Source organism: Clostridium sp. AF32-7AC, from assembly GCF_003477925.1.
GTDB classification, from domain to species: Bacteria; Bacillota; Clostridia; order Lachnospirales; family Lachnospiraceae; genus Otoolea; species Otoolea fessa.
Map to the genome: position 1 here is coordinate 127,535 of NZ_QUEG01000003.1, position 22,796 is coordinate 150,330.

Annotated in this window: 20 protein-coding genes and 1 other annotated feature; of the genes, 5 read left to right on the forward strand and 15 right to left on the reverse strand. The window is 50.4% G+C overall.

Annotated features, from left to right (window positions below; all coding sequences use genetic code 11):
• Position 1: 1 nt before the first annotated feature.
• The 10 genes from DWZ45_RS06270 to DWZ45_RS06315 form a co-directional block, all read right to left on the reverse strand.
• Positions 2–1,102: a zinc ribbon domain-containing protein gene (locus DWZ45_RS06270; protein ID WP_118468158.1), complete on the reverse strand. Its 1,101-nt coding sequence runs from the start codon at positions 1,100–1,102 to the stop codon at positions 2–4.
• A gap of 105 nt (positions 1,103–1,207) precedes the next feature.
• Entirely contained in the window at positions 1,208–2,041 is an 834-nt protein-coding gene (locus DWZ45_RS06275; RefSeq protein ID WP_118468160.1) for an RNA methyltransferase, read from the reverse strand.
• Positions 2,042–2,574: 533 nt separating this feature from the next.
• A complete protein-coding gene (locus DWZ45_RS06280) occupies positions 2,575–3,534 on the reverse strand; it encodes a LysR family transcriptional regulator (protein ID WP_118468162.1) in 960 nt (319 codons plus the stop codon).
• Positions 3,535–3,628: 94 nt separating this feature from the next.
• Entirely contained in the window at positions 3,629–4,042 is a 414-nt protein-coding gene (gene atpC, locus DWZ45_RS06285; RefSeq protein WP_107000516.1) for an ATP synthase F1 subunit epsilon, read from the reverse strand.
• Between the two features lie 6 nt (positions 4,043–4,048).
• Positions 4,049–5,449, reverse strand: a complete 1,401-nt coding sequence (atpD, locus tag DWZ45_RS06290; RefSeq protein WP_117796308.1) for a F0F1 ATP synthase subunit beta — start codon at positions 5,447–5,449, stop codon at positions 4,049–4,051.
• A gap of 41 nt (positions 5,450–5,490) precedes the next feature.
• The gene (gene atpG, locus DWZ45_RS06295; protein WP_107000517.1) at positions 5,491–6,393 is read right to left on the reverse strand and encodes an ATP synthase F1 subunit gamma; all 903 of its coding nucleotides are present in this window, start codon (positions 6,391–6,393) and stop codon (positions 5,491–5,493) included.
• A 14-nt stretch (positions 6,394–6,407) separates the two neighbouring features.
• Positions 6,408–8,477, reverse strand: a complete 2,070-nt coding sequence (atpA, locus tag DWZ45_RS06300) for a F0F1 ATP synthase subunit alpha (protein WP_118468164.1) — start codon at positions 8,475–8,477, stop codon at positions 6,408–6,410.
• Positions 8,464–8,952, reverse strand: a complete 489-nt coding sequence (locus DWZ45_RS06305; RefSeq protein WP_118468166.1) for an ATP synthase F0 subunit B — start codon at positions 8,950–8,952, stop codon at positions 8,464–8,466. Before DWZ45_RS06305 ends, atpA begins: the two co-directional genes overlap by 14 nt.
• Positions 8,953–8,983: 31 nt before the next feature.
• Positions 8,984–9,208 (reverse strand): ATP synthase F0 subunit C, encoded by a 225-nt coding sequence (atpE, locus tag DWZ45_RS06310; RefSeq protein ID WP_022359062.1) that lies wholly within the window; start codon positions 9,206–9,208, stop codon positions 8,984–8,986.
• 39 nt (positions 9,209–9,247) lie between these two features.
• Positions 9,248–9,925, reverse strand: a complete 678-nt coding sequence (locus DWZ45_RS06315) for a F0F1 ATP synthase subunit A (RefSeq protein WP_107000520.1) — start codon at positions 9,923–9,925, stop codon at positions 9,248–9,250.
• 393 nt (positions 9,926–10,318) lie between these two features.
• Between DWZ45_RS06315 and DWZ45_RS06320 the strand changes: the two genes are divergently transcribed.
• A complete protein-coding gene (locus DWZ45_RS06320; RefSeq protein ID WP_118468168.1) occupies positions 10,319–11,263 on the forward strand; it encodes a LysR family transcriptional regulator in 945 nt (314 codons plus the stop codon).
• Positions 11,264–11,331: 68 nt separating this feature from the next.
• On the opposite strand, the gene DWZ45_RS06325 is transcribed toward DWZ45_RS06320, so the two are convergent.
• Positions 11,332–11,997, reverse strand: a complete 666-nt coding sequence (locus DWZ45_RS06325; RefSeq protein ID WP_181357208.1) for a Crp/Fnr family transcriptional regulator — start codon at positions 11,995–11,997, stop codon at positions 11,332–11,334.
• Positions 11,998–12,240: 243 nt separating this feature from the next.
• Here DWZ45_RS06325 and DWZ45_RS06330 point away from each other — a divergent pair, with 243 nt between their 5' ends.
• Positions 12,241–14,187 (forward strand): DEAD/DEAH box helicase, encoded by a 1,947-nt coding sequence (locus tag DWZ45_RS06330; RefSeq protein ID WP_118468170.1) that lies wholly within the window; start codon positions 12,241–12,243, stop codon positions 14,185–14,187.
• A 9-nt stretch (positions 14,188–14,196) separates the two neighbouring features.
• Here the strand turns inward: DWZ45_RS06330 and DWZ45_RS06335 are convergent, their stop codons facing one another.
• Positions 14,197–14,514, reverse strand: a complete 318-nt coding sequence (locus DWZ45_RS06335; RefSeq protein WP_182426640.1) for an EamA family transporter — start codon at positions 14,512–14,514, stop codon at positions 14,197–14,199.
• Between the two features lie 165 nt (positions 14,515–14,679).
• Between DWZ45_RS06335 and DWZ45_RS06340 the strand changes: the two genes are divergently transcribed.
• Complete coding sequence (locus tag DWZ45_RS06340; protein ID WP_118468174.1) at positions 14,680–16,047, forward strand: NAD(P)/FAD-dependent oxidoreductase; 1,368 nt, start codon at positions 14,680–14,682, stop codon at positions 16,045–16,047.
• Between the two features lie 130 nt (positions 16,048–16,177).
• On the opposite strand, the gene DWZ45_RS06345 is transcribed toward DWZ45_RS06340, so the two are convergent.
• Both DWZ45_RS06345 and DWZ45_RS06350 read right to left on the reverse strand, forming a co-directional pair.
• Entirely contained in the window at positions 16,178–16,540 is a 363-nt protein-coding gene (locus tag DWZ45_RS06345) for an MGMT family protein (RefSeq protein ID WP_118468176.1), read from the reverse strand.
• A gap of 2 nt (positions 16,541–16,542) precedes the next feature.
• The gene (locus DWZ45_RS06350) at positions 16,543–18,300 is read right to left on the reverse strand and encodes a SulP family inorganic anion transporter (protein WP_118468177.1); all 1,758 of its coding nucleotides are present in this window, start codon (positions 18,298–18,300) and stop codon (positions 16,543–16,545) included.
• Between the two features lie 313 nt (positions 18,301–18,613).
• Positions 18,614–18,868, forward strand: a binding site (T-box leader).
• Positions 18,869–18,981: 113 nt separating this feature from the next.
• Between DWZ45_RS06350 and DWZ45_RS06355 the strand changes: the two genes are divergently transcribed.
• Both DWZ45_RS06355 and thrH read left to right on the forward strand, forming a co-directional pair.
• A complete protein-coding gene (locus DWZ45_RS06355) occupies positions 18,982–20,718 on the forward strand; it encodes a carbon starvation CstA family protein (RefSeq protein WP_117796188.1) in 1,737 nt (578 codons plus the stop codon).
• 336 nt (positions 20,719–21,054) lie between these two features.
• On the forward strand, positions 21,055–21,657 hold the full coding sequence (gene thrH, locus DWZ45_RS06360; protein ID WP_022359071.1) for a bifunctional phosphoserine phosphatase/homoserine phosphotransferase ThrH: 603 nt from the start codon (positions 21,055–21,057) through the stop codon (positions 21,655–21,657).
• 105 nt (positions 21,658–21,762) lie between these two features.
• Here thrH and DWZ45_RS06365 read toward each other — a convergent pair whose 3' ends face one another.
• Positions 21,763–22,788: an NrtA/SsuA/CpmA family ABC transporter substrate-binding protein gene (locus DWZ45_RS06365; RefSeq protein WP_333489837.1), complete on the reverse strand. Its 1,026-nt coding sequence runs from the start codon at positions 22,786–22,788 to the stop codon at positions 21,763–21,765.
• Between the last annotated feature and the right edge of the window lie 8 nt (positions 22,789–22,796).

The window sequence follows — 22,796 nt, forward strand, 5'->3', positions numbered from 1 at the left end:
ATTATACCAGCAGCATTTTCCGGATAAACGAAAGGATCGCGCCTCCGATGCTGCAGAACAGCAGAAATCCGTGGTTCGCATTGATCGCCTCCAGCGCCGCATAGCCGCCGTCCACAATCGGCTGTAAGCTGCCCGCATTCTTCGGCATCAGGTACGCTGCCGGACCGGCTACTAATACCAGAACAAGGATGATTATAAACGGGATAAATCCGCGCCCCGTATCGTATTTTTGCAGCCGTACTTTACCACCCGCGTGCTTGCCTGAAAGAATCCACAGGCACCAAATCGCGCCCATCAGTACCAGAAATACGCCAATCCCTACATACAGCCCCAGACCATAATTTTCCTCGGTAATCATAGTTCCGATATAGCCCAGATCGTCGCCGCCATACCGAAATGCCTTCGCATTCGCCCAGGTGATTCCCGCCATCAGAAGAAAACTGGCTGCCTGCATCACGCGCGCCATCAGCACAACCACGCCGGTTACTCCGGCTGCCGTCACATCCAGCACGGACGGACCGTCATTTGAGTCACTCTGCGTATGCGCCTCACTGCGCTCCGCCGCCCGTCTGGTGCGCTCTGCCTCCCGGGACTGGCGTTCCAGTTCCCGCTGGTGGCTGCGCTCCATCCGATTTTTCTGACGCTCTGAGCGCTCCCGCTCCGACTCCAGAGCATGAAGGCGTTTTTCCATCTGCTTCTGCTGTTTTGCATCCCGCTTATCCTCTTTCGCGCTGGAAGAAGAACGTCTCGCGTCCTGTCGTCTGCGCGATGCCGCTTCACGGTCGCGGCGGGCATCCTCCTGTGCCTGGGATTGGCAGCGTTCATTGTCGCGGCGCTCTTCCTCACGCTTCTGTGCGTCCTGACTCTGGCTGCTCCGCTTTTCCTGACTGTTTCGTTTCGATCCAGAGCCAGATTCCGCCTTTTTCTCATCCGATTCCATCCGAGCTGGATTCCGCTGTTCTGAATCACCGTCGTCATAGCTATTTTCCAGCTTTCTTCCCACCGTTTCCTGTTCTCGGCGTACTGTATCATTTACAAGCGGAGTTCCGCAGTTACTGCAAAAATTTCCAACTGCTTCCTGTCCGCATTTTGGACACTTCATTCTATTTTCTCCTTCCTCCAAACGATTCTTTCCATCCATTTCCGCACTCATTTCTGGCATTTGAAACACATTTAAGCAATGTACATTTTTTACACAGCCAGAACTTTATTTCCTGTTTCCCATGCCCAGCTGCCAGAACGCCACTGCACTCGCTGCTGCCACGTTGAGCGAATCCACGCCGTGTGACATCGGGATTTTCACGGTGTAATCGCACGCCGCGATCGTCGATGCCGCCAACCCGTCACCCTCGGTTCCGAGAATGATTGCTAATTTTTCTTCCTGCGAAAGCGCCGGATCCGCGATACTCACGGAACGGTCACTGAGCGCCATCGCCGCCGTGCAAAATCCCAGCTTCTTAAGCGTTTCCATACTGTTCTCCGCCCAGTCGCCCTTCGGAATGTACGTCCACGGCACCTGAAACACTGTTCCCATACTGACACGGCTTGCGCGGCGGTACATCGGGTCACTGCATCCCGGTGTCAGAAGCACCGCATCCATAAAGAGCGCCGCCGCTGACCGGAAAATCGCCCCCACATTCGTAGGATTTTCTACATTCTCAAGAATCGCGATCCGTCTGGCACCTGCACAGATTTCCTCGATCCCCGGCATTTTCTTCCGTTTCACCGCACACAGCATCCCGCGCGTCAGTTTAAAGCCGGTCAGGCGCGTCAGCACATCAAATGGTGCCGTAAACACAGGCACTCCCGCACACACCGGGCGTTCCAGAATCTCCCGCCCTTCTGTCTCGATATGGCGTTCTTCCATCAGAAAAGAAACCGGCTCATATCCCGCGTCGAGCGCCCGCCCGATGACCTTAGGGCTTTCCGCAATGAAAAGACCTTCCTTTGGTTCATTATAATGAAATAACTGCCCCTCGCTCAGCCGGGCGTAGATATCCAGCTCTGGCGCTTCCAGGGTTGTAATTGAAATATGATTCATTCTGCTTTTCACCTTTTTTAATATGGTTTTCATGTTCTATCGAGTATACCACATTTCTTACAAAAAGGAAGTGCCGATTATGGACGCTGACATGAAATCATTCCTCTATTCTGCCGCATTCTATCATCCTCTTTCCGATTTCGTTCCTATTTTCATACAAATCTATCTTCGGCAAAAAATTTCGATTTGTCACGTTAAAAATGGCATCAAATAAAACGGTTTCAACAATAAATTTTCCTCTTTCCCCACATCTTTCTGTGACAGCAAATATAGGTTATGCACATTCCTTGAATATTTTCTGTAAGACTCTCGGATTGACTCATGTTTTCCCATTCCGGAAGACTTTATTTCAAAAGCATTTATTTTGCAACACACTTTTTAATGGCATTTTTATGAAATTTAATAAAAAATGCACCTTGTCACATTCTTTATGGAATAATAAAAAAAGAGCAGCAAAAACTGGATTTACGCTCGTTTGCTACTCGTTTCGGTATTATTATATTTCCTGTTTTAAAAAAAGTCAAACCAAAAAATCACCTGTCGGAAACAGGAATTCTGGTTATTGGTTCACGGGTAGACACTTTGGAAACCGGCACTCCCACTCTCCGCTTCAACGCCTCAATATATAGCCCCGCAAACCGTCCCGGTGTCACGCGATTGTGGGTAATGTAACCGATCTCCATATAATCGTCCACATCAAGCGGAATCGCTACAATATTCGGTCCGTTCAGTTCCTCATTGATGACACCGCTGCAGATCGTATACCCATTCAGCCCGATCAGAAGATTAAACAGGGTCGCGCGGTCGGACACCAGGATGTCCTTGCGGCTGTCCAGAGTGCTTAGGATCTCCTCGGAGAAATAAAAGGAATTGTGCTCGCCCTGCTCATAGGACAGACGCGGATAAGGTTCCAAATCCGACAGGGTGATGGAACTGCGGCTTGCAAGCGGATTGGCTGCACCGATAAATACATGCGGTTTTGCCATAAAAAGCCGCGTAAATTTGAGGTCGTGTTCCCGCAGCGTCTTGCGGATCACCGTCTCGTTAAAACGGTTCAGATACAGCACGCCAACCTCGCTCCTAAGCTTCGCCACATCCTCAATCAGCTCATACGTCTGCGTCTCGCGGATACGGAAATCGTACTCTTCTCCGCCGTACTCGCGGATCAGATCGACAAACGCCTCAACGGCAAAGGAATAGTGCTGGGTGGAGACGCAGAACTGGCGTTTCTGCGGCACAGCGCCAAAATAGCGCTCCTCGATCAGGTTTGCCTGCTCGATCACCTGTCTCGCATACCCCAGAAATTCTTCCCCGTCCGGGGAAATCACCACGCCCTTGTTCGTGCGGGTAAACAGGGAAAATCCAATCTCATGCTCCAGTTCCTTGATCGCCGCCGTGAGGCTCGGCTGTGCAATATAAAGTTTTTTTGCCGCCCCGCTGATGGTTCCGGCTGCCGCCACCTCCACCACGTATTTTAACTGAAGTAATGTCATGCCCTGTTCTCCATTCTTACTGATTTTCTGTCATTTCTTTCTGAACCGCATCTGCCACAAAATTACATCAGGCTCAAATCCGCCTCTAACGCACCTAGTCCACAAATTTTTCCGTCTCTTTCAGACGAACCAGCGCTCTCGCCATCGCCGCGCGGGTGCTGTAATACTCGGAAATACTCTGTTTCTGGCGCAGCCGCTCTTTCGCACGCTCTAATGCCTCCTGCGCCCGGATCCGGTCGATCTCCTCCGGTTTCTCGATCGTATCTGCCAGCAACATAACACGGTTGTTGGCGATCTCACAGAAGCCCTGCCCGACGACTGCCGCCTCCCACGGACCGTCCTCTGTCACCTGGAAACGCATTTCTCCCGCTTTGACTGCCACGATCTCGCTCTCATGGTGCGCCATGACAGCCATCTCACCGTCCACCGCCGGAAGGATCAGACAGTGGCAGACTCCCTCATAGAATGTCCGGTTGCTGGATATGATTTTTACATGAAAATCTGCCATCCGTTCCTACGCCTCCTGTTTCTCTAAAGCCTTCGCCTTTGCCACTACATCCTCGATCGTTCCGACATTGAAGAATGCTGCCTCCGGGTACGCATCCATCTCACCATCCAGAATTGCCTTAAAGCCCTTGACGGTATCCTTTAACGGCACATACTTGCCCGGTACACCGGTAAAGTTCTCCGCCACGTGGAACGGCTGGGATAAGAAACGCTGTATCTTTCTTGCGCGACCGACGGTCAGCTTATCTTCCTCAGACAACTCGTCCATACCCAGAATTGCAATGATATCCTGCAATTCCTTGTATTTCTGTAAAATCTCCTGCACCCGTCTGGCCGTCTCATAGTGTTCTTCTCCGACCACATCCGGTTCCAGAATACGGGACGAGGATTCCAGCGGATCGACCGCCGGGTAGATACCCTGTTCTACGATCTTTCTGGAAAGAACCGTAGTCGCATCCAGATGGGTAAAGGTAGTCGCCGGTGCCGGATCGGTTAAATCATCCGCCGGTACATAGACTGCCTGGATTGAAGTGACCGAACCATCTTTCGTCGAGGCAATCCGCTCCTGCAGCTCGCCCATCTCATTCGCTAACGTTGGCTGATAACCAACCGCCGACGGCATACGCCCAAGCAGCGCTGAAACCTCCGAACCTGCCTGTACATAGCGGAAAATATTATCGATAAATAGTAACACATTCCGGTGCATTTTGTCACGGAAATATTCTGCCATCGTAAGCCCGGTCTCTGCAACTCTCATACGAGCTCCCGGCGGCTCGTTCATCTGTCCAAACACGAGCGCTGTCTTTTCCAGAACACCGGATGCCTTCATCTCACTCCAGAGGTCATTGCCCTCACGGGAACGCTCACCGACACCCGTAAAGATAGAATAACCGCCCTGCTCCATCGCAATATTCCGGATCAGCTCCTGAATCAGGACTGTTTTTCCGACGCCCGCGCCGCCAAACAGACCGACTTTTCCGCCCTTGGAATACGGCGCCAGAAGATCAATAACCTTGATGCCCGTCTCCAGAATCTCCGCGACCGGGCTCTGATCCTCAAATGGCGGCGGATCCCGGTGAATACACCAGTGCTCCTCACCATCCAGCTTTTGTCCTCCATCTACCGTCTCACCTAAAACATTAAACAAACGTCCAAGCGTCTTTTCGCCAACCGGAACGGAAATGCCTTCTCCCGTCGGTGTTACCTTCATGTCACGGCTCAAGCCCTCGCTTGCCGACAGCATGATGCAGCGGACGATATTATTTCCCATGTGCTTGGCAGCTTCCATCACACACGTCTTTCCCTGATTTTCTACTGTGAGCGCGTCCCGGATCTCCGGAAGGGGACCGCTCTCAAATTTCACATCGACAACCGGACCGGAAACCTGGACAATCTTGCCTTCCGGCAGGCTGGTTTCGGTCTTTTTTGTCTTTGCCGCCTGTTCTCCCATCACACTCTCATCTCCTCTTCTCGTTCTCGTCTCTGTGCAGCCGCGCCGCCGCATACTTCGGTGATCTCCTGTGTGATCGCCGCCTGCCGCGCCCGGTTGTACATCGTATTCAAATCTTTTAAAAGTGCATCCGCATTATCCGTCGCCGCATCCATCGCCATCATACGGGCATTCTGCTCGCTGCAGAACGACTCAACCAGAGCGCCGTAGATAAATCCGGCTACATAGTTCGGAACGATCGCATTCATCGCTTCCTCCGGCGTTGGCCGGAGGGAAAACTCCTCCAGCCGCACATCGACCGGAATCGCCATTCCATGCATATCCGGCTTGGTAATCGGAAGCACTCTTTTATCCTTCGCCACACTCTGCATCACATTTTCCATTCTTGTATACAGGACATGGATCTCATCCAAATCACCCGACAAATATCGTTCCAGAAGCATTCCAGCAATCCACCTTGCCCGGTTAAACGTCGGATCCTGCGCCGTATACTGGAAATTTTCTTCAATCGGGATGTGCTGGGAGGCAAAAAACTGCCGCCCCGTCTCACCGATGACAAACAGATGTACCTCGCGGGAAGGATCCTTTAAAAATGTATCCGCCATCTTCATGATATTATGGTTATAAGCACCCGCCAGCCCTTTATCACCGGAAATAACCAGCAGCCCCGTTTTTTTCGACTGGTGTCCTTCTTTTTCAAAATAGGGGCTTTCCATGTTTGGCAGATGCCTCTGGATACGCCGGATGACATTTTGCAATGCATAGAAATACGGCTCCGTCTCTGCCAGTTCTTTTCTGGCTTTCTTTAATTTTGTCGAAGATATCAGGTACATCGCATTCGTGATCTTGCGCGTATCCTGAATACTCCGGATCCGGTTCTGGATCTCTCTGAGTCCTGCCATCTTCCATCACCGCCTTACTGCTTATCCGGTTTTGCATCCGCTGCTGCCTCCGGCGCATTTCCCTGTGCTTTCAGGAATTTTGCCTTGTACTCGCCCACCGCCTTCGCAATCTCTCGCTGGATATCATCGCTGAGTGTCTTCGTCGTGCGGAGTGCATCGCCCACCTGCGGGTAGAAACTTCTCATATATTCGTAGAGCCCGCCCTGGAATGCTTTCAGCTTTTCCTTCGGAATATCTACCAGCAGATGGCTCGTCGCCGCATACAGAATCACAACCTGTTCTTCCATCGAGAGCGGATGCTCAAGCGGCTGTTTTAACAGCTCCATCAGACCGCTGCCGTAGGTAAGCTGTGCCTTAGTTGCCGGATCCAGATCGGAGCTAAACTGTGTAAATACTTCCATCTCGCGGTACTGTGCCAGGTCGATACGTACGCTTCCGGCTGCCTTCTTCATAGCCTTGGTCTGCGCTGCGCCGCCGACACGCGATACCGAAAGCCCTACATTGACCGCCGGGCGCATGCCCTCGAAGAACAGCGAACTTTCCAGGAAAATCTGTCCATCTGTGATGGAAATAACGTTGGTCGGGATATACGCCGACACATCGCCCGCCTGTGTCTCGACAATCGGCAGCGCTGTGATTGAACCACCGCCCAGCTCATCCGAAAGCCGCGCCGAGCGCTCCAGCAGACGGGAATGCAGATAGAATACATCGCCCGGATATGCCTCACGTCCCGGGGAACGTTCCATCAGAAGAGACAGTGCACGGTACGCAACCGCGTGTTTCGATAAATCGTCATAGACAATCAGAACATCTTTTCCCTGATGCATAAAATATTCTGCCAGCGCCGTTCCTGCATACGGCGCGATATACTGTAAGGACGCCGGATCACTCGCCGTCGCTGCCAGCACGATGCTGTACTCCATCGCCCCGTGTTTTTCCAGTGTATGAACCAGTCTCGATACCGTTGAAGCCTTCTGACCGATCGCCACATAGATGCAGATCACGTCTTTTCCCTTTTGGTTCAGCATCGTATCTACCGCGATCGAGGTCTTACCGGTCTGGCGGTCACCAATGATCAACTCACGCTGTCCGCGTCCGATCGGGAACATCGAATCGATCGAGAGGATACCGGTCTCCATCGGGGTATCAACTGACTGACGCTCGATAATACCCGGCGCCGGTGATTCCACCGGACGGTATCCGGCTGCCTCAATCTCCCCTTTATTGTCGATCGGATTGCCCAGCGCATCTACAACACGCCCTAAGAATCCCTCGCCAACCGGGATACCTGCCATCTTGCCGGTCCGCATCGCGCGGCTTCCTTCTCCGATGGTGTTCGCATGTCCAAAGAGGATGCAGCCGATCTCCTTCGACCGGATATCCTGTACCATGCCTCTCACATCGCCGTCAAACGCCACAATCTCACCGTACATCGCATGGTCGATTCCATCCACATAGGCGATGCCGTCGCCCACCCGGCTGACCGTACCGATCTCACGGGCTGAAATGTCGATTCCATCCAGATTTCCTTTCAGAATCCCGATGATTCCCTTCTGGGTAAGGAAATCACCCGAATCCGGCTCTTTTACCAGATTCTTTAATTTATCTGCCAGTGCCCGTTTTCTTCCCTCCGTGCTCCAGTCATATTCCTCACTTCCGACCCGGAGGATAAAACCACTTCCAAGCTCCGGCTTTTCTTCCTTCACAATCCGGAGTTCCCGTCCCGGATATTTCTCCGAGAGAAATTTCCGGATTCCGGCTGCCTGTTTTTCATCCGGCTCTTTGACATATTCCAGCACACAGCGCAGATATTTATCCGGCTTTTCAAACGTCTCCGCTTCCTTAATCAGATCCGGCATCATTTTCATTGTCTGATCCTGTGCCAGCACCTCGATGATTCCCCGGACTGCCAGCGGAAACAGGCTACGAACCAGATCTTCCCGCTTCTCACGGGTCAAATCCGGATTTTCAAGCTCTGCCGGAAGCTGCGGTGTCGCAGCCAGTATCTCAGCCGCATGCTGCAGATCATCGACAGAAATCTTCTGCCTCTTTATTTCTTGTAAATAGACATCAAGTTTCTTCATTCTCCGTCGTACCCGCTTTCTTCAAAAACTCATCATAAAGAGCGCTGTCATCCGACTTCTTGTTCATCGAACCAGCCGCCGCGTCCAGAACCAGCGACAAAATTTCATGCTTCGCCTGTTCGAGCATCTTATCCTTCTCCCGGCGTGCATCCTCGCCCGCCTTACGGATGACTTTATCTGCCTCTTTCTGGGCGTTTTCAATCAGCTGGCGTCCTTCCTCACGTGCACTCGCACGCGCCGCATCCAGCACCTTGTTTTTCTCTGCTTCTATTTCATCCTGGCAGGCTGCGTATTTCTCTTTCTCCGCCTGCGCTTCTTCCTGCATCTTTTTTGCCTCATCATACTTTTCCTGAATGGCTGCATTCCGTTTATCGATCACTTTGTTGATCGGCTTAAAGAGGAAAATACGGATAATCGCATACCAGATTAAAAGGTTGATGATCGTAAAAACCAGGTTGATGTCCAACCGTAACATAGCCTTGCCCCACCTTTCGTTTTCTATCGTATCAGCTTAAAAGAATAATAATCAAAAGGGCAATAACGAAACCATAAATAGCAGTTGCCTCGGCAAGTGCCGCACCTAACAATAGAATCTTTGTGATTTTTCCCTCTGCCTCCGGCTGTCTTGCGACTGCCTCAGTCGCCTTAGATGTGGCGATTCCGATACCAATTCCGGCTCCTGCGCCTGCAAGAACTGCCAGACCTGCTCCGATTGCAATGATTGTACCCATAATAAAGTCTCCTTTTTGTAATTTTCTATTTCTCTTCTATTACTCGATTGATTCCTTGATAAAAAGCCCTGTCAGAAAGACAAATACATACGCCTGAATCAGACCGTCAAAAATATCAAAGTAAGCGCTGAACAATACCGGAAGCCCTACCGGAAGGATGTATTCAATCAATTTCATGATGACGAACGCGCCCAGCACGTTTCCGAACAGTCGCATACACAGCGACAACGGTTTGATAAATACCTCCATGATATTGATCGGTGTCACGATGGCGATCGGCTCTGTAAAGCTCTTTAACCATCCTTTTAAACCTTTGACCCGAATCCCTGCTGTCTCAATCAGCACAATACTCATCAGCGCCAGTGCTGCCGTGACGTTCAAATCCTTGGTTGGCGGCTTGAATCCCAGTATACCAAGCAGGTTCGCCACGCCCAGATACATCAGCACGGATGTCAGATACGGCGCATAGCCTTTTCCTTCCTCTCCGAGGATTCCCTCGCCAATGCCCTGCAGCCACGTAACAGCGTTCTCCAGAAGGAGCTGTCCGCGTCCGGGATGTTCAACTTTCAGACCGTGCGTCACAATCAGTGAAACCACGAGCACCACTGCCATCATGATCCATGTAACCACAACGGATTCTGATATGCCGATCCCGCCAATTGTAAAGGCTGTCTCACAGTTCAATTCCTTGATCAGGGTCGCACCCAGATCTCCCATACTGTCACTTCCTCTCTCCGGGTTGTTCTCCCGCGGCTGCCCCGGCTATTGTTCTTTCATTTCCCGATGCCGCCACGTGTTCTAGTTACTGTTCACGCATACGTGCCCAGTAACGTTTTCTCCTGTGTCTCCACATTCTTCCCGTCTGTTCCCGATCTTACTCCCAGAAATACAAATGGTAAAATTATATTTTTTTCCTATATCCATAGATAAAATGAATGGTGATAGTTATTGGTAATCGTTATTGCGGCTGGACATTTCTGGAAAAATACGATAAAGTGTGACTATATTTGGTAAATAGACATACAGATAAGTACAGATATAAAATCAGATAAACACTGTTTCAATCAGGCAGAAACAGCCCGACATACAGAAAGGATTTCAACTACATACATGGACATCAGTTTTGACTACTACAAGGTTTTCTATGAGGTGGCTCGGTGCCAGAATATTACCCAGGCGGCTTTGAATCTCTGCCTCACGCAGCCAACCGTAACAAAATACATTCATAATTTAGAAGATATGCTTCAGTGCAAACTTTTCAACCGCTCCCAAAAAGGCGTGACCCTGACCGATGAAGGGCGGATCCTGTTCCGCCAGATCAACCGTCCCTGCCAGCAGATGGGACGCGCGGAAGAGATTTTAAAAGAATATACGAACAGTCAGAGCGGCAGGGTTTCGATCGGTGCGAGCGAGCTGACGATGCGCTTCTTTCTGCTTCCTTATATTGAACAGTTCCAGCAGCGTTTTCCGAATGTGACCGTACAGATTCATTCCAACTCTGCGCCGATCACCGCTTCTTCCTTAAAGGCCGGGGAAAATGATTTTGCCGTCATCATCTCTCCGATCCACGAGATCATGAAGGAGCTGGATCTGGTTCACGTGATGCCGGTTGCCGAGTTCCAGGATATCGTCATCGCCGGAAACCGTTTTTCCGAGCTGCAGAACCGCACACTCTCCCTTGAAGAGCTCTGTATGCACCCGCTTGTCAGCATGGAGTCCGGCACGACGACGCGGCTTTTTTGGGACAATCTCTTTGAGGAACAGGGGCTGGATCTGCACCCGAGCATCGAAGTTTCTTCCAACGATCTGATCGCCCCGACCGTCTCCCACAATCTGGGAATCGGCTTTGTTCCCTCGGAATTTGCCCGGAACTACCTGCTCAACTACCGCGTGTTCCAGCTTCACTTAAATATCCCTATCCCGAAGCGCCAGATCCTCATCCTGCAAAACCCGATGCGCCCTCTGACGCCGGCGGCACAGGCATTTCTGGATATGCTGAAACAGCCGGTGCAGGAAAGTATAGGGAATGGACAGCCGGTCTTGTTACACCCATAGGGATTTTCACTAAAAATACCCTGTCGATCGGATTTTAATGCTCCTGACAGGGTATTTTTGTTTGTAATCTACAAGCTTCTAACCTCTTCATATAAATGAAAGTGATTTTTTCTAAATTCCAGAAGCCCTTCCCGCTGCATTTTCCCCAGCTCTGCCGACAGCGCCGATCGGTCCACGCCCAGATAGTCGGCGAGCTGCTGGCGGTTGAATGGGATATCAAATCTCTCGCTCTCATTTTTTACCGCCTGATCGGAGAGGTACGACAGAAGCCGTCCCCGGATGGATTTCGACGATGTATTGAAGATCCGGCGGGACAGCTGCAAGTTTTTCTGCGCCGAGATTGCAAGCAGGTTGCGGATAAGCTGCGTGTGATGTCCGCAAGAATTGGGACACTGCGACAGCATTTTTCCAACATTTAAAAACAGCACTTCCGTCACCTCCGCTGCAAACACATCGACCAGCAGCTTTTCCCCCGGCACGCACGCATATGTCTCCGCAAAAATCTGTCCCGGTTCTACCCGGTCTAGAATGCTGCGGTTGCCCCACAGATCATCGTTGACAATCATCACACTTCCGTGCATCACCACACCCAGAGATGTGACCGTATTCCCCGCGCGATAAATCATTTCTTCTTTTTCATAACTGCGTTCCTCCGCCCCCAGACAGGACAGCATCTCCCCGATTCCGGATTCGCCCGCGCCTCGAAACAGGGGGCTGCGGCTTAGAAGCTGCATTTCGAAAGGAGTTAAATTCAGGCTGGCGCCCGTTTTATAGTTTGATGCCATATAATGTTGACCTTTCTGTTTTAACTAAGTGTTCTTATTATATCAAATATTTTTATATTTTTCTGCAATCTGATTTCCCGTTCTTGCACATCCATGCAACTTCTGCGATAATAGAAACATTCCTATATCAAATGAAGCTTTAAACCAGAAGATTTATCGGACAAGATATTTACATAAAGAGGAGACTTTCAAATGATCGAGCCAAACCAGCTTCTTCAGACATATATCCGCCAGTATCAGGCGGCAAGCAAGAAAAAAAGAAAGACCAGTTCCCGCCCCCGCGATCTGAGCGAGCGGACCAACCGGCTGTTTAAAACACTGAAACGCACCAAACCGACACAGGTCACCAGCCTCTCGCTGGAGGAATGGCACCGCCAGATCAAAAATCTGGCTTATTTTGCGTACCGTTCGCACAACGATGCTGTCACAAAGCTCATTGAAACCAGCCTGCTGCCACAGCTCATCCGCCTGGATGAGGCAATGTTTCTGCCCGCCCAGCGCGATGATATTTCCGTGGATTTTCTGAATTATCTGGAAACAGAATTGGATGGTCAGCTCTGCACGCAGACACTTCTGGAGCTTTACCAGATCTATAAGCGCTACGTCATCCAGTATAAAATCATGGATCTCGTCCCATCCCGCCCAGAGCTGGAATTTCCGGAGACTATGGCGATGAACCGCCGTTTCATTCTCCACATCGGACCGACCAACAGCGGCAAAACATTTCACGCGCTGGAACGCTTAAAAACAGCGAAAAAGGGCACTTACCTCGGTCCGCTGCGCCTTCTGGCGCTTGAGGTATATGAAAAAATGCACGACTGCGGCGTTCCCAGCACCATGCTGACCGGTCAGGAGTGTATCGCCGACGATGACAGCCGGATCACAGCTTCGACGATCGAGATGGCAGATTTCTCGGAAGAATACGATATTGCCGTGATTGATGAGGCACAGCTGACCGCCGATCCAGACCGCGGGCATTGCTGGACAAAGGCGATTCTGGGGCTGAAAGCTCACGAAATCCATGTCTGCATGAGTCCCGCCGCTGAATCTGCTGTCACACACCTGATCCATCTGTGCGGCGACAGCCTTGCCATCTGCCGGTATCAGCGCAAAACTGCGCTCATCTGTGAGGACACGCCATTTTCCTTCCCGGAAAGTGTTCTTCCCGGCGATGCACTCGTCGTATTTTCCAAAAAATCTGTGCTGGATGTGGCGGGACGTCTGGAAGAAGAAGGTATCAAGGCAAGTGTTATATACGGAAGCCTGCCGCCGGAGATCCGCCGACGCCAGATGCAGCTTTTTACCAGCGGCAAAACCAAGGTGGTCGTCGCCACCGACGCGATCGGCATGGGACTCAACCTGCCTGTCCGGCGTATCGTATTCGTCCAGACCCAGAAATTTGACGGTACCACCCGGCGCGGTCTGACCGTACCGGAGATCAAGCAGATCGCCGGGCGCGCCGGACGCTTCGGACTCTTTGACACCGGCTACGTCAATGCGATGGGACAGGAATCCCTCGATTATATCCGGGAACAGCTTACTCAGGAGGAAGAACCGATCGAAAAAGTCAGCCTCGGTTTCCCGCAGATTCTCCTCGATCTGGACGAGCCGCTGGACGTTATCATCAAAGTCTGGAAATCCGTTGAGCCGACGCCTCCGTTTGAAAAGGTCAGCGTCGATGAGATTTTAAGCCTTTATGCGCAGGCAGAACGCTACAGAAACGATATCTACGGATTCGATGACAAACGGATTCTCTACCGCATGATCAGCTGTCCCATCGATATCAAGGATCATCAGGTTGTCCTGCAATGGCTGCGCTATTGCAAGGATTACCCGGCGGACAAGCGCCTGAAACACCCGGACAAAGGCGCCGGCTCCAAGCTGGGGCTGCAGAAATACGAAACATATTACCGCAAGCTCGACCTCTACTACCAGTTCTCCCACCGTTTTGACAAGATCATCGACGAGGACTGGCTCGAACAAGAACGCAGCCGCACTGAAGGCACGATCATGCAGTATTTGTCCAAGGGCAAAAAAAGCTACATCGCCCGCTGCCAGCGCTGCGGACGGATGCTGCCGGTTGGATATCCGTTTAAGATTTGTGATCCGTGTTTTCGTCACAGTTCCATTATCGCTTAGCCCCTGATTTTACCGTTTTACGTTCCGGCTGTTCAACACCACCAATGCTGTGAAAATCAAAAGAATGCCCAGCACATTTTCAACCCGCAGCATTTCTCCAAATACCACAATCCCAGCCACAGCTGCCACCATCGGCTCAGAGAACGCCAGAACCGAGGCTTTTCCTGCCTCCATCTGGCGGAGTCCCAGTGTGTAGCTTACAAACGGAAAAAAGGTAGATACAAGTCCCAGCGCCAGCCCTTTGCCAAGAAGCGCCGGAGAGGTCATCAGGCTCGAAAACACCTCCGGTAATTTTACAAAGGGAATCAGGCTGATGGTTACAGCCATAAAAAAAGCTTTATTCTGAGGTGATGATATGATAACGGAAGATGCCATGACGACATGGGGGATACTGTTTCGGGGCAGCGCATGACGCGCTGCCTATTTTTTCGAATTTATGCTATAATACAGAAAGAGGGAATCAAATTTCAGGAAAACAAGGAGAATTTCAATATGTATGATGTGTTAATTATCGGCGCCGGTCCCGGCGGTATCTTTTCTGCCTATGAGCTGATGGAACGTAAACCGGATTTAAAGATCGCTGTTTTTGAGGTAGGACATCCGCTGGAGCACCGTAAATGTCCCATTGATGGTGATAAAATCAAGTCCTGTATTCACTGCAAATGCTGCTCCATCATGAGCGGATTCGGCGGCGCCGGTGCATTTTCTGATGGAAAATACAACATTACCAATGATTTCGGCGGTACTCTCTATGAGTATATCGGAAAGAAGACGGCCATTGAATTGATGAAATACGTAGATGGAATCAACCTCCGTTTTGGCGGGGAGGGAACGAAGCTGTATTCCACTGCAGGAACAAAGTTCAAAAAAACCTGCATGCAGCATGGTCTGCATCTTCTGGATGCTTCGGTCCGCCATCTGGGTACGGATATTAATTATGTTGTTCTGGAGCACCTCTATGATCATCTGAAGGATAAGGTAGATTTCTATTTTGACTGTTCCATCGAAACCGTGGAGAAGACCGAGAAGGGTTACAAGGTTTACAGCGATGATACAGCCTTTGAGGGTACGAAATGCATCATTTCCGCCGGACGAAGCGGCAGTAAGTGGATGCAGAAGGTATGCAGGGATCTGGATATCCATACGAATTCCAACCGTGTGGATCTGGGTGTCCGGGTTGAACTGCCGGCTGAGATCTTTTCGGATCTTACAGATGAACTCTATGAGAGCAAGATCGTGTATCGTACGGAAAAATACGAGGATTACGTGCGCACCTTCTGTATGAATCCCAAGGGAGCTGTGGTAAATGAAAATACCAACGGCATCGTAACGGTAAATGGCCACAGCTACGAGGATCCTGCAAAGCAGACCCATAACACGAACTTTGCCCTTCTGGTGGCGAAACATTTTTCAGAGCCTTTCAAGAATTCCAATGAATATGGAGAGAGTATTGCAAAACTCAGCAACATGCTGGGCGGTGGCGTAATTGTGCAGCGTTTTGGAGACCTGATCCGCGGAAAAAGAAGCACGCAGCAGCGAATCAATGAATCTTTTACGGTTCCAACCCTCAATGCGGCTGCCGGTGATCTGAGCCTGGTTCTCCCGAAGCGGATTCTGGACGGTATTATCGAGATGATTTATGCCCTGGATAAGGTGGCACCGGGTACGGCGAATGATGACACGCTTCTCTATGGAGTGGAGGTAAAATTCTACAACATGGAGGTGGAAGTGGATCACAACCTGATGACCTGTCATGATGGACTCTACGTCATCGGTGACGGCAGCGGTATTACCCATTCCCTTTCCCATGCATCTGCCAGCGGTGTCTATGTGGCACGGCAAATCGCGGAGGCAATTTAATAATAAACGGTCAGAAATGTCTATTAAAAATGGATAAGATGCAGCCCCTATCGTCTGCCATCTTATCCATCTCATTTCACTTCTTTCGCTTACCAACATCTCATTCAGATGCATTTTCCTTGATTCCCACTCAGATCCCCAACTTCCGAAACAACGCATACAATTCTTCTGCCTCGTCCATCGAAGGTTTCCATCCATATTGTTTCAAATCGACGCGGTCGCCGTCCTCGGTGGAGTCCACCCGTATTCCATCCTGTTCCAGCAGTTTTTTCTGCTGTCCCGGATAGTCGAACGCCGCTGCGCCGCTTAGAAAGCCCTTGGAATTAATCACCCTGAATGCCGGGACATCGCCCAGGCGGTTGGTGCGGAGCGCATATCCCACCTGACGGGAATGGCGCGGTGCACCGCACAGAAGCGCGACCTGACCGTAGGTCGTCACGCAGCCGTCCGGAATGCGCTTAAATACTTCTTCCATTCTCCGATAGATGTCCATAATTATTTTCCCAGCACCTCATCTGCATGGTCAAGAGCCGCCTCAATATTCTGGCAGAAATGCTCTCTTCCAACCATATCTACAAATCCAGATTTCTCCATGACGCGCATCGGCTGCTCGTTGACATGGGACAGAATCAGTGTAACGCCCTTCTTCTGGCAGCGCTCATAGAGGGCAACCATCGAGTTCATTGCCGTACTGTCAACCGCCGGAACGGCACGCATACGAAGAACCAGGCATTTCGTCTCCTCGCGGGTTTCAATCTGGTTGATGCGGTCTGCTGCACCGAAGAACAGCGGTCCCGTAATCTCATAAACAGCCAGTTCTCTCGGAATCTCCCGCAGACGTGCCTGTTCTTTCATGGCTGCTTCTTCATCTTCTGCAGCTGCCGCTAAGAGCTGTGCCTCTTCCACTGAAAGCTCTTTTCCGGCTTTTTTCGCTTTTCTTACTTCCTGCTCTTTGCGCTTCTGCTCCTCTACTTCTTCGACATAGAGCCAGCTTCTGACGCCCGTCTCATCGCTCATCCGCTTCATAAACAGCAGGCAGGATAACAGCATACCGATCTCGATCGCTACAACCAGATCGAAGATAACGGTTAAGAAGAAGGTCATCACCAGAACCGCAATATCACTCTTCGGAGCCGTCTTGGTCAGACGGACGAAGGTTCTCCACTGACACATATTGTAGGCAACCATAAACAAGATTGCCGCGATGGTCGGCATCGGGATCCAGCTTGCACACGGCATCAGAACTACCAGAATCAGAAGCAGGACAACCGCATGAACCATGCCTGCAACCGGGGTACGGCCGCCATTTTTGACATTGGCTGCGGTACGCGCGATCGCGCCCGTCGCCGGAATACCGCCAAACAGGGCGGAAATAATATTACCCGCGCCCTGTGCCACCAGCTCCGTGTTGGAACGGTGTTTTCCGCCGATCATGCCGTCCGCTACCACGCAGGAAAGCAGAGACTCAATCGCCGCCAGAACTGCAATCGTAAACGCATCCGACAGGGAACCCTGAATCACATCGTAGCTGAACACCGGCAGACGGAACGCCGGAAGCTTGTTGCTGACCGTGTAAAGGTCGCCGATCGTATTCACATGCAGCGGCAGGAATTTTACCATTAAAATACCTGCAATAACCGCTACCAGCGATCCCGGAATTTTTTCCGTGATCATCGGCATCACGATCAGAATCGCCAGACACACCACGCCGACGATGATCGCGTGCAGGTTGACACTTCCGAATCCAGCCGCGAACGCTTTCAGCTTCTGCATCGTCTCGATCGTCTCCATGCCTGCCGGATAGGTTACGCCAAAGAAATCCTTCAACTGACCGATGACGATCGTCACCGCGATACCGGAGGTAAAGCCGGTCGTGATTGTAAACGGAATAAACTTAATCAGTGAACCAAAATGGCAGAATCCCATGATAACTAGGATGATACCTGCCATGATCGTCGCAACTGCCAGTCCTTCCACGCCGCTCTTCGCCACGATACCTGCCACGATCGTTGCAAATGCCGCCGTTGGACCTGCAATCTGTACCTGGCTGCCCCCTAAAAATGAAATCACAAATCCGGCTGCAATCGCCGTGTAGATACCCTGTTCCGGACCTACCCCCGAAGCCAGCGCCAGCGCGATCGAAAGCGGCAGCGCGATGATCGCCACGATGATACCCGCTACCACATCTGACATCAGCTGTGCGCCGGAATACTTCTTCAATGTTGTAAACAACATTGGACGTATTTTTTCCATACCCAAAACTCTCCCTTTTTCTTCCCAATTTAAATAAAAAGTAATTGCCAGCCCTAAAAAGAACCGACAATTACCTATTATACAGCAAAATAAGGGTGTGTCCAGTTTTTTCGAAGTTTTAACACAGGAATGCTTCCGACTTGTTACTGGGCACGTATGCGTAAACAGTAACTCAGACTTCTAGATAAGCAGTTGTTAAATTTCTTAGTTGTGATTTTTTTGTCAAAATGACGGATTTGTAAAATTTCTGTCACAAACTTCCGGCTATTTTTTCGATTGACTTTCCTTCAAAAAAGTCTATAATTCGTACTTGTAAAAAGCATTGAGCAGGACACGATTTCCAATTTTCCACGTTTTCAGAGAGCTGTCGGGCGATGAAAGACAGTAACGCCGATGGAAGTTATCCCCTGTGAGCTGACCGAACAAACGCATGTAGGATACCAGTAGTCCGGTCCGGATTCCTACCGTTAAAGAGGAACATATTCAGAATGATGGATATGGCTGAGAGATCGGCTTTACAGCCGGTAAAAGAAGTGGTACCGCGGATGCTTATGCCTCCGTCTTCTTGAACTTTTAAAAGTTTCAGGAGGACGGAGGCTTTTTTGTTTCCCCGCTCCCGAAACTCCGGCAAACTGCCGGGACACTAAAAACCATTTGACCTATGGGAATGGAGGTATCTTTATGAACACATTAGTTATCGTAGTTATCGCAGCCTGTTGTCTGGCGGCTGGTTATCTGCTCTACGGCAGATGGCTCGCCCATAAATGGGGCATTGATCCAAACGCAAAAACACCGGCCGTCACAAAAGAAGATGGTCAGGACTATGTTCCGACCGATGGCTGGGTTGTATTTGCCCACCAGTTTTCATCCATCGCCGGTGCCGGTCCTGTCACCGGTGCTATTCAGGCGGCTGTCTTTGGATGGGTTCCGGTCTTTCTCTGGATCATCCTCGGCGGCATCTTTTTCGGCGCTGTTACCGATTTTGGTGCCCTGTACGCCAGCGTTAAAAATGAAGGCAAATCGATGGGACTTCTGATTGAACAGTACATCGGCAAAACCGGTAAAAAGCTGTTTCTTCTGTTCTGCTGGCTCTTTACTTTAATTGTAACCGCCGCTTTTGCCGACATGGTTGCTGGTACATTCAATGCATATGAGACGGTAGACGGCGTGACCAGCTTATCCGCCGCCGCAACTGTTAACGGCGCAGCCGGAAGCATTTCCCTTCTGTTCATTGCCTTTGCCGTTGTATTTGGACTGATTCAGAAAAAGGCTCAGTTCCATGGCTGGAAACAGACCTTGCTCGGACTTGTCTGCACGGTAGCTGCTTTCGTCATCGGCATGAACTGCCCGCTCATTACCACCAAGGCGAACTGGTCCTACATGGTATTCGCTTACATTTTCCTCGCAGCCGTTCTTCCGATGTGGCTTTTGATGGAACCGCGTGACCTGATGACAACCTTTATGTTTGCCGGTATGATTATCGGTGCCGTCGTTGGACTGCTTGTCGCACATCCGGCAATGAACCTGGCGCCTTACACTGGTTTCCACAATGAGAAATCCGGTGACCTGTTCCCGATTTTGTTTGTAACCGTTGCCTGCGGCGCCGTATCCGGTTTCCACAGCCTGGTTTCCTCGGGTACTTCCTCCAAGGCAATCACCAATGAAAAGGATATGCCGAAAGTTGGCTTCGGCGCTATGCTTTTGGAAAGTTTACTGGCTGTCCTGGCTCTGTGCGTTGCCGGTGCTGCCGCTTCCGCTGATGGCACGCCTGCAACCGGTACTCCGTTTGCTATCTTCTCCTCCGGTGTTGCCGGATTCCTGGAGATGTTCGGCATCCCGGTTTACGCCGCCCAGTGCTTTATGACGATGTGCGTCTCCGCACTTGCCCTGACAAGCCTGGATTCCGTTGCACGTATCGGACGTATGTCCTTCCAGGAGCTGTTCAGCGTTGATGACATGGAACACGCCGAAGGATGGAGAAAACTTCTTTGCAACAAATATTTTGCAACGGTTATCACCCTGGTATGCGGCTACATTTTAACGCAGATCGGCTACTCCAACATCTGGCCGCTGTTTGGCAGCGCCAACCAGCTGTTAAGCGCCCTGGTTCTCATCACCCTGTGCGTCTTCTTACGCGTCACCGGTCGTGAAAACCGCACGCTGCTGGTTCCACTGGTTGTTATGCTGTGCGTTACCTTCACCGCACTCGTTGAGCGCTGCATCGCACTGGTAAAGGCTTACAATGCCGGAACCGCTGTCTTTATGGTAGAAGGACTGCAGCTTATCATCGCGGTTCTGCTGATGGTTCTGGGTGTGATTATTGTGGTTCATTCCGGTAAAGTACTGTTTTCGAAATCGACTGCTTCGAAGACAGAAAACGATAAAAGATCTGAAATGAATAAACCGGCGCATTGCTAATGATTTCATCAAAATCAAATTATAACCCGACTATAGGTGCCAAAAAGGGTGTCTCTCGCTCACGAAAAGAGACTCCCTTTTTTGGTATTTTTTAATTCTATTGATAACCACTCTGCTGCTATATGATGCCAACTCTTCACTTCTGAATCTTTCTCACCGCGAATAATTGGTACTTTTGTTACTGTTCACACATACGTGCCCAGTAACGCACTTTTTTCTATTCTTTCATCTTTTCTCAAATTTCTCTGGTATTTCCCCTGCATTTCGTCTATAATAGGAAGCAAATTTTTCAACCGAGCACAGCGCTGACAGGCGTTGTATCAGACAGGAGGAGACATGGATATTGTATGTTTAGATCTAGAAGGTGTATTAGTGCCGGAAATCTGGATCGCATTTGCTGAAGAAACCGGAATCCCGGAGTTAAAACGCACCACCCGCGATGAGCCGGATTATAACAAACTGATGAATTACCGTTTAAACATCCTGCGCGAGCACGGACTGGGACTCAAGGAAATTCAGGAAACGATCTCTAAAATTGATCCGCTTCCGGGCGCAAGGGAGTTTTTAGACAAATTAAAAGAAATCACTCAGGTAATCATCATCAGCGATACCTTCTCCCAGTTTGCCGGACCTCTGATGAAGAAACTTGGCTATCCGACCATCTTCTGCAACTCTCTGGTTGTCAGCGAAAATGGTGAGATTACCGATTTTAAGATGCGCTGTGAGAAATCCAAATATACCACCGTCAAAGCACTCCAGTCCTGCGGCTTCGAGACGATCGCCAGCGGCGACAGCCACAACGACCTCGCCATGATTGAGGCAAGCAAGGCGGGCTTCCTCTTCCGCACGACGGAGGAGATCAAGGCAGAATATCCGCAGATTCCGGCCTATGAGACGTATGATGAGCTGTTAGAAGCGATTAAAAAGGTATTAGCGTAAACATTCCGTATTTTCATAATTGCATATGCAATCGTAAAAGCAGCCCCCGGAATCCACACTCCGGGAGCTGCTTTTCAATCGTTTATCCTCTCAAATGTTCACTGATTATTTTTCAATAAATAACTGTTTTACATCAAATGCCTCGTCGATCATGCCGGATTCATACATGAAATCAGCGGTCTTCTGGAAGCCTTCTTTGTCATCATCTGTGATCTCGGTAGAGAAATCATAGAGATCGTACATGCTTTTGACTGCATCGGTGTCCAGATCCAGCTCATCGGCTACGATCTGCATCGTCTCATCCGGTTTTTCTTCCATGAAATCAGCAATCTCGGTCTGTGCTTCTTCCAGCTTCTCGATGATCTCCGGGTGCTCGTCATAGAATTTCTGCGTCACTGCCACTGCAATGATCGCCTTAATCAGGCCTTCGCCGTCGGCTACCAGGTGGTAACCCTGCTTCCCTGCATTGTAAGCAGTTGCGCCAGCAACCAGAGCCACGTCTACACTGCCGCCGTCCAGACCTGCTTTTGCATCCGGGATCGACATATTGACATAGTTGACATCGTCGATCGTCATGCCAGCCGTTGCCAGATAGGAAACGAGAAGCTCATGCAGGTTGGTTCCGGTCGGTCCTGCGATTGTCTTTCCTCTCAGGCTTTCCGGCGTCGTCAGGGACTCATCCTTAGAATACATACAGAATGCCTTCGGAGAACGGCTGTACATATTTAATACCTTGATATCCGCTCCATTTGCTGCAGACAGAATCACCGAAGTACCGCCAACCGCATACAAAACCTGCACATCGCCGGAAGCCAGCGCCTGTGTCTGATCTGCCCCGGAGGTCAGCTCCGCATAATCAACCTCAATCCCCATATCGCCAAATGTTTTTTCAAAAATACCCTGATTTTTCTCGATGATCGTCGGCACATTGAGCGGAGAAGTTACATACGTAAAGGTCAGCTTATCCAGATCAGATTCTTTCGCTGTCTCCTCCTCGGCTGCCGCCTCCTCTGCGCTGGTTTCTGCCTCTGCCTGCGTGCTCTCAGCCGCATCTTTTGTACCGGAGCAGCCTGCCAGGGAAGCTGCGGTAAGGCAGAGTGCCATTCCCATTGCCATCCATCGTTTCATCATAATCGTTC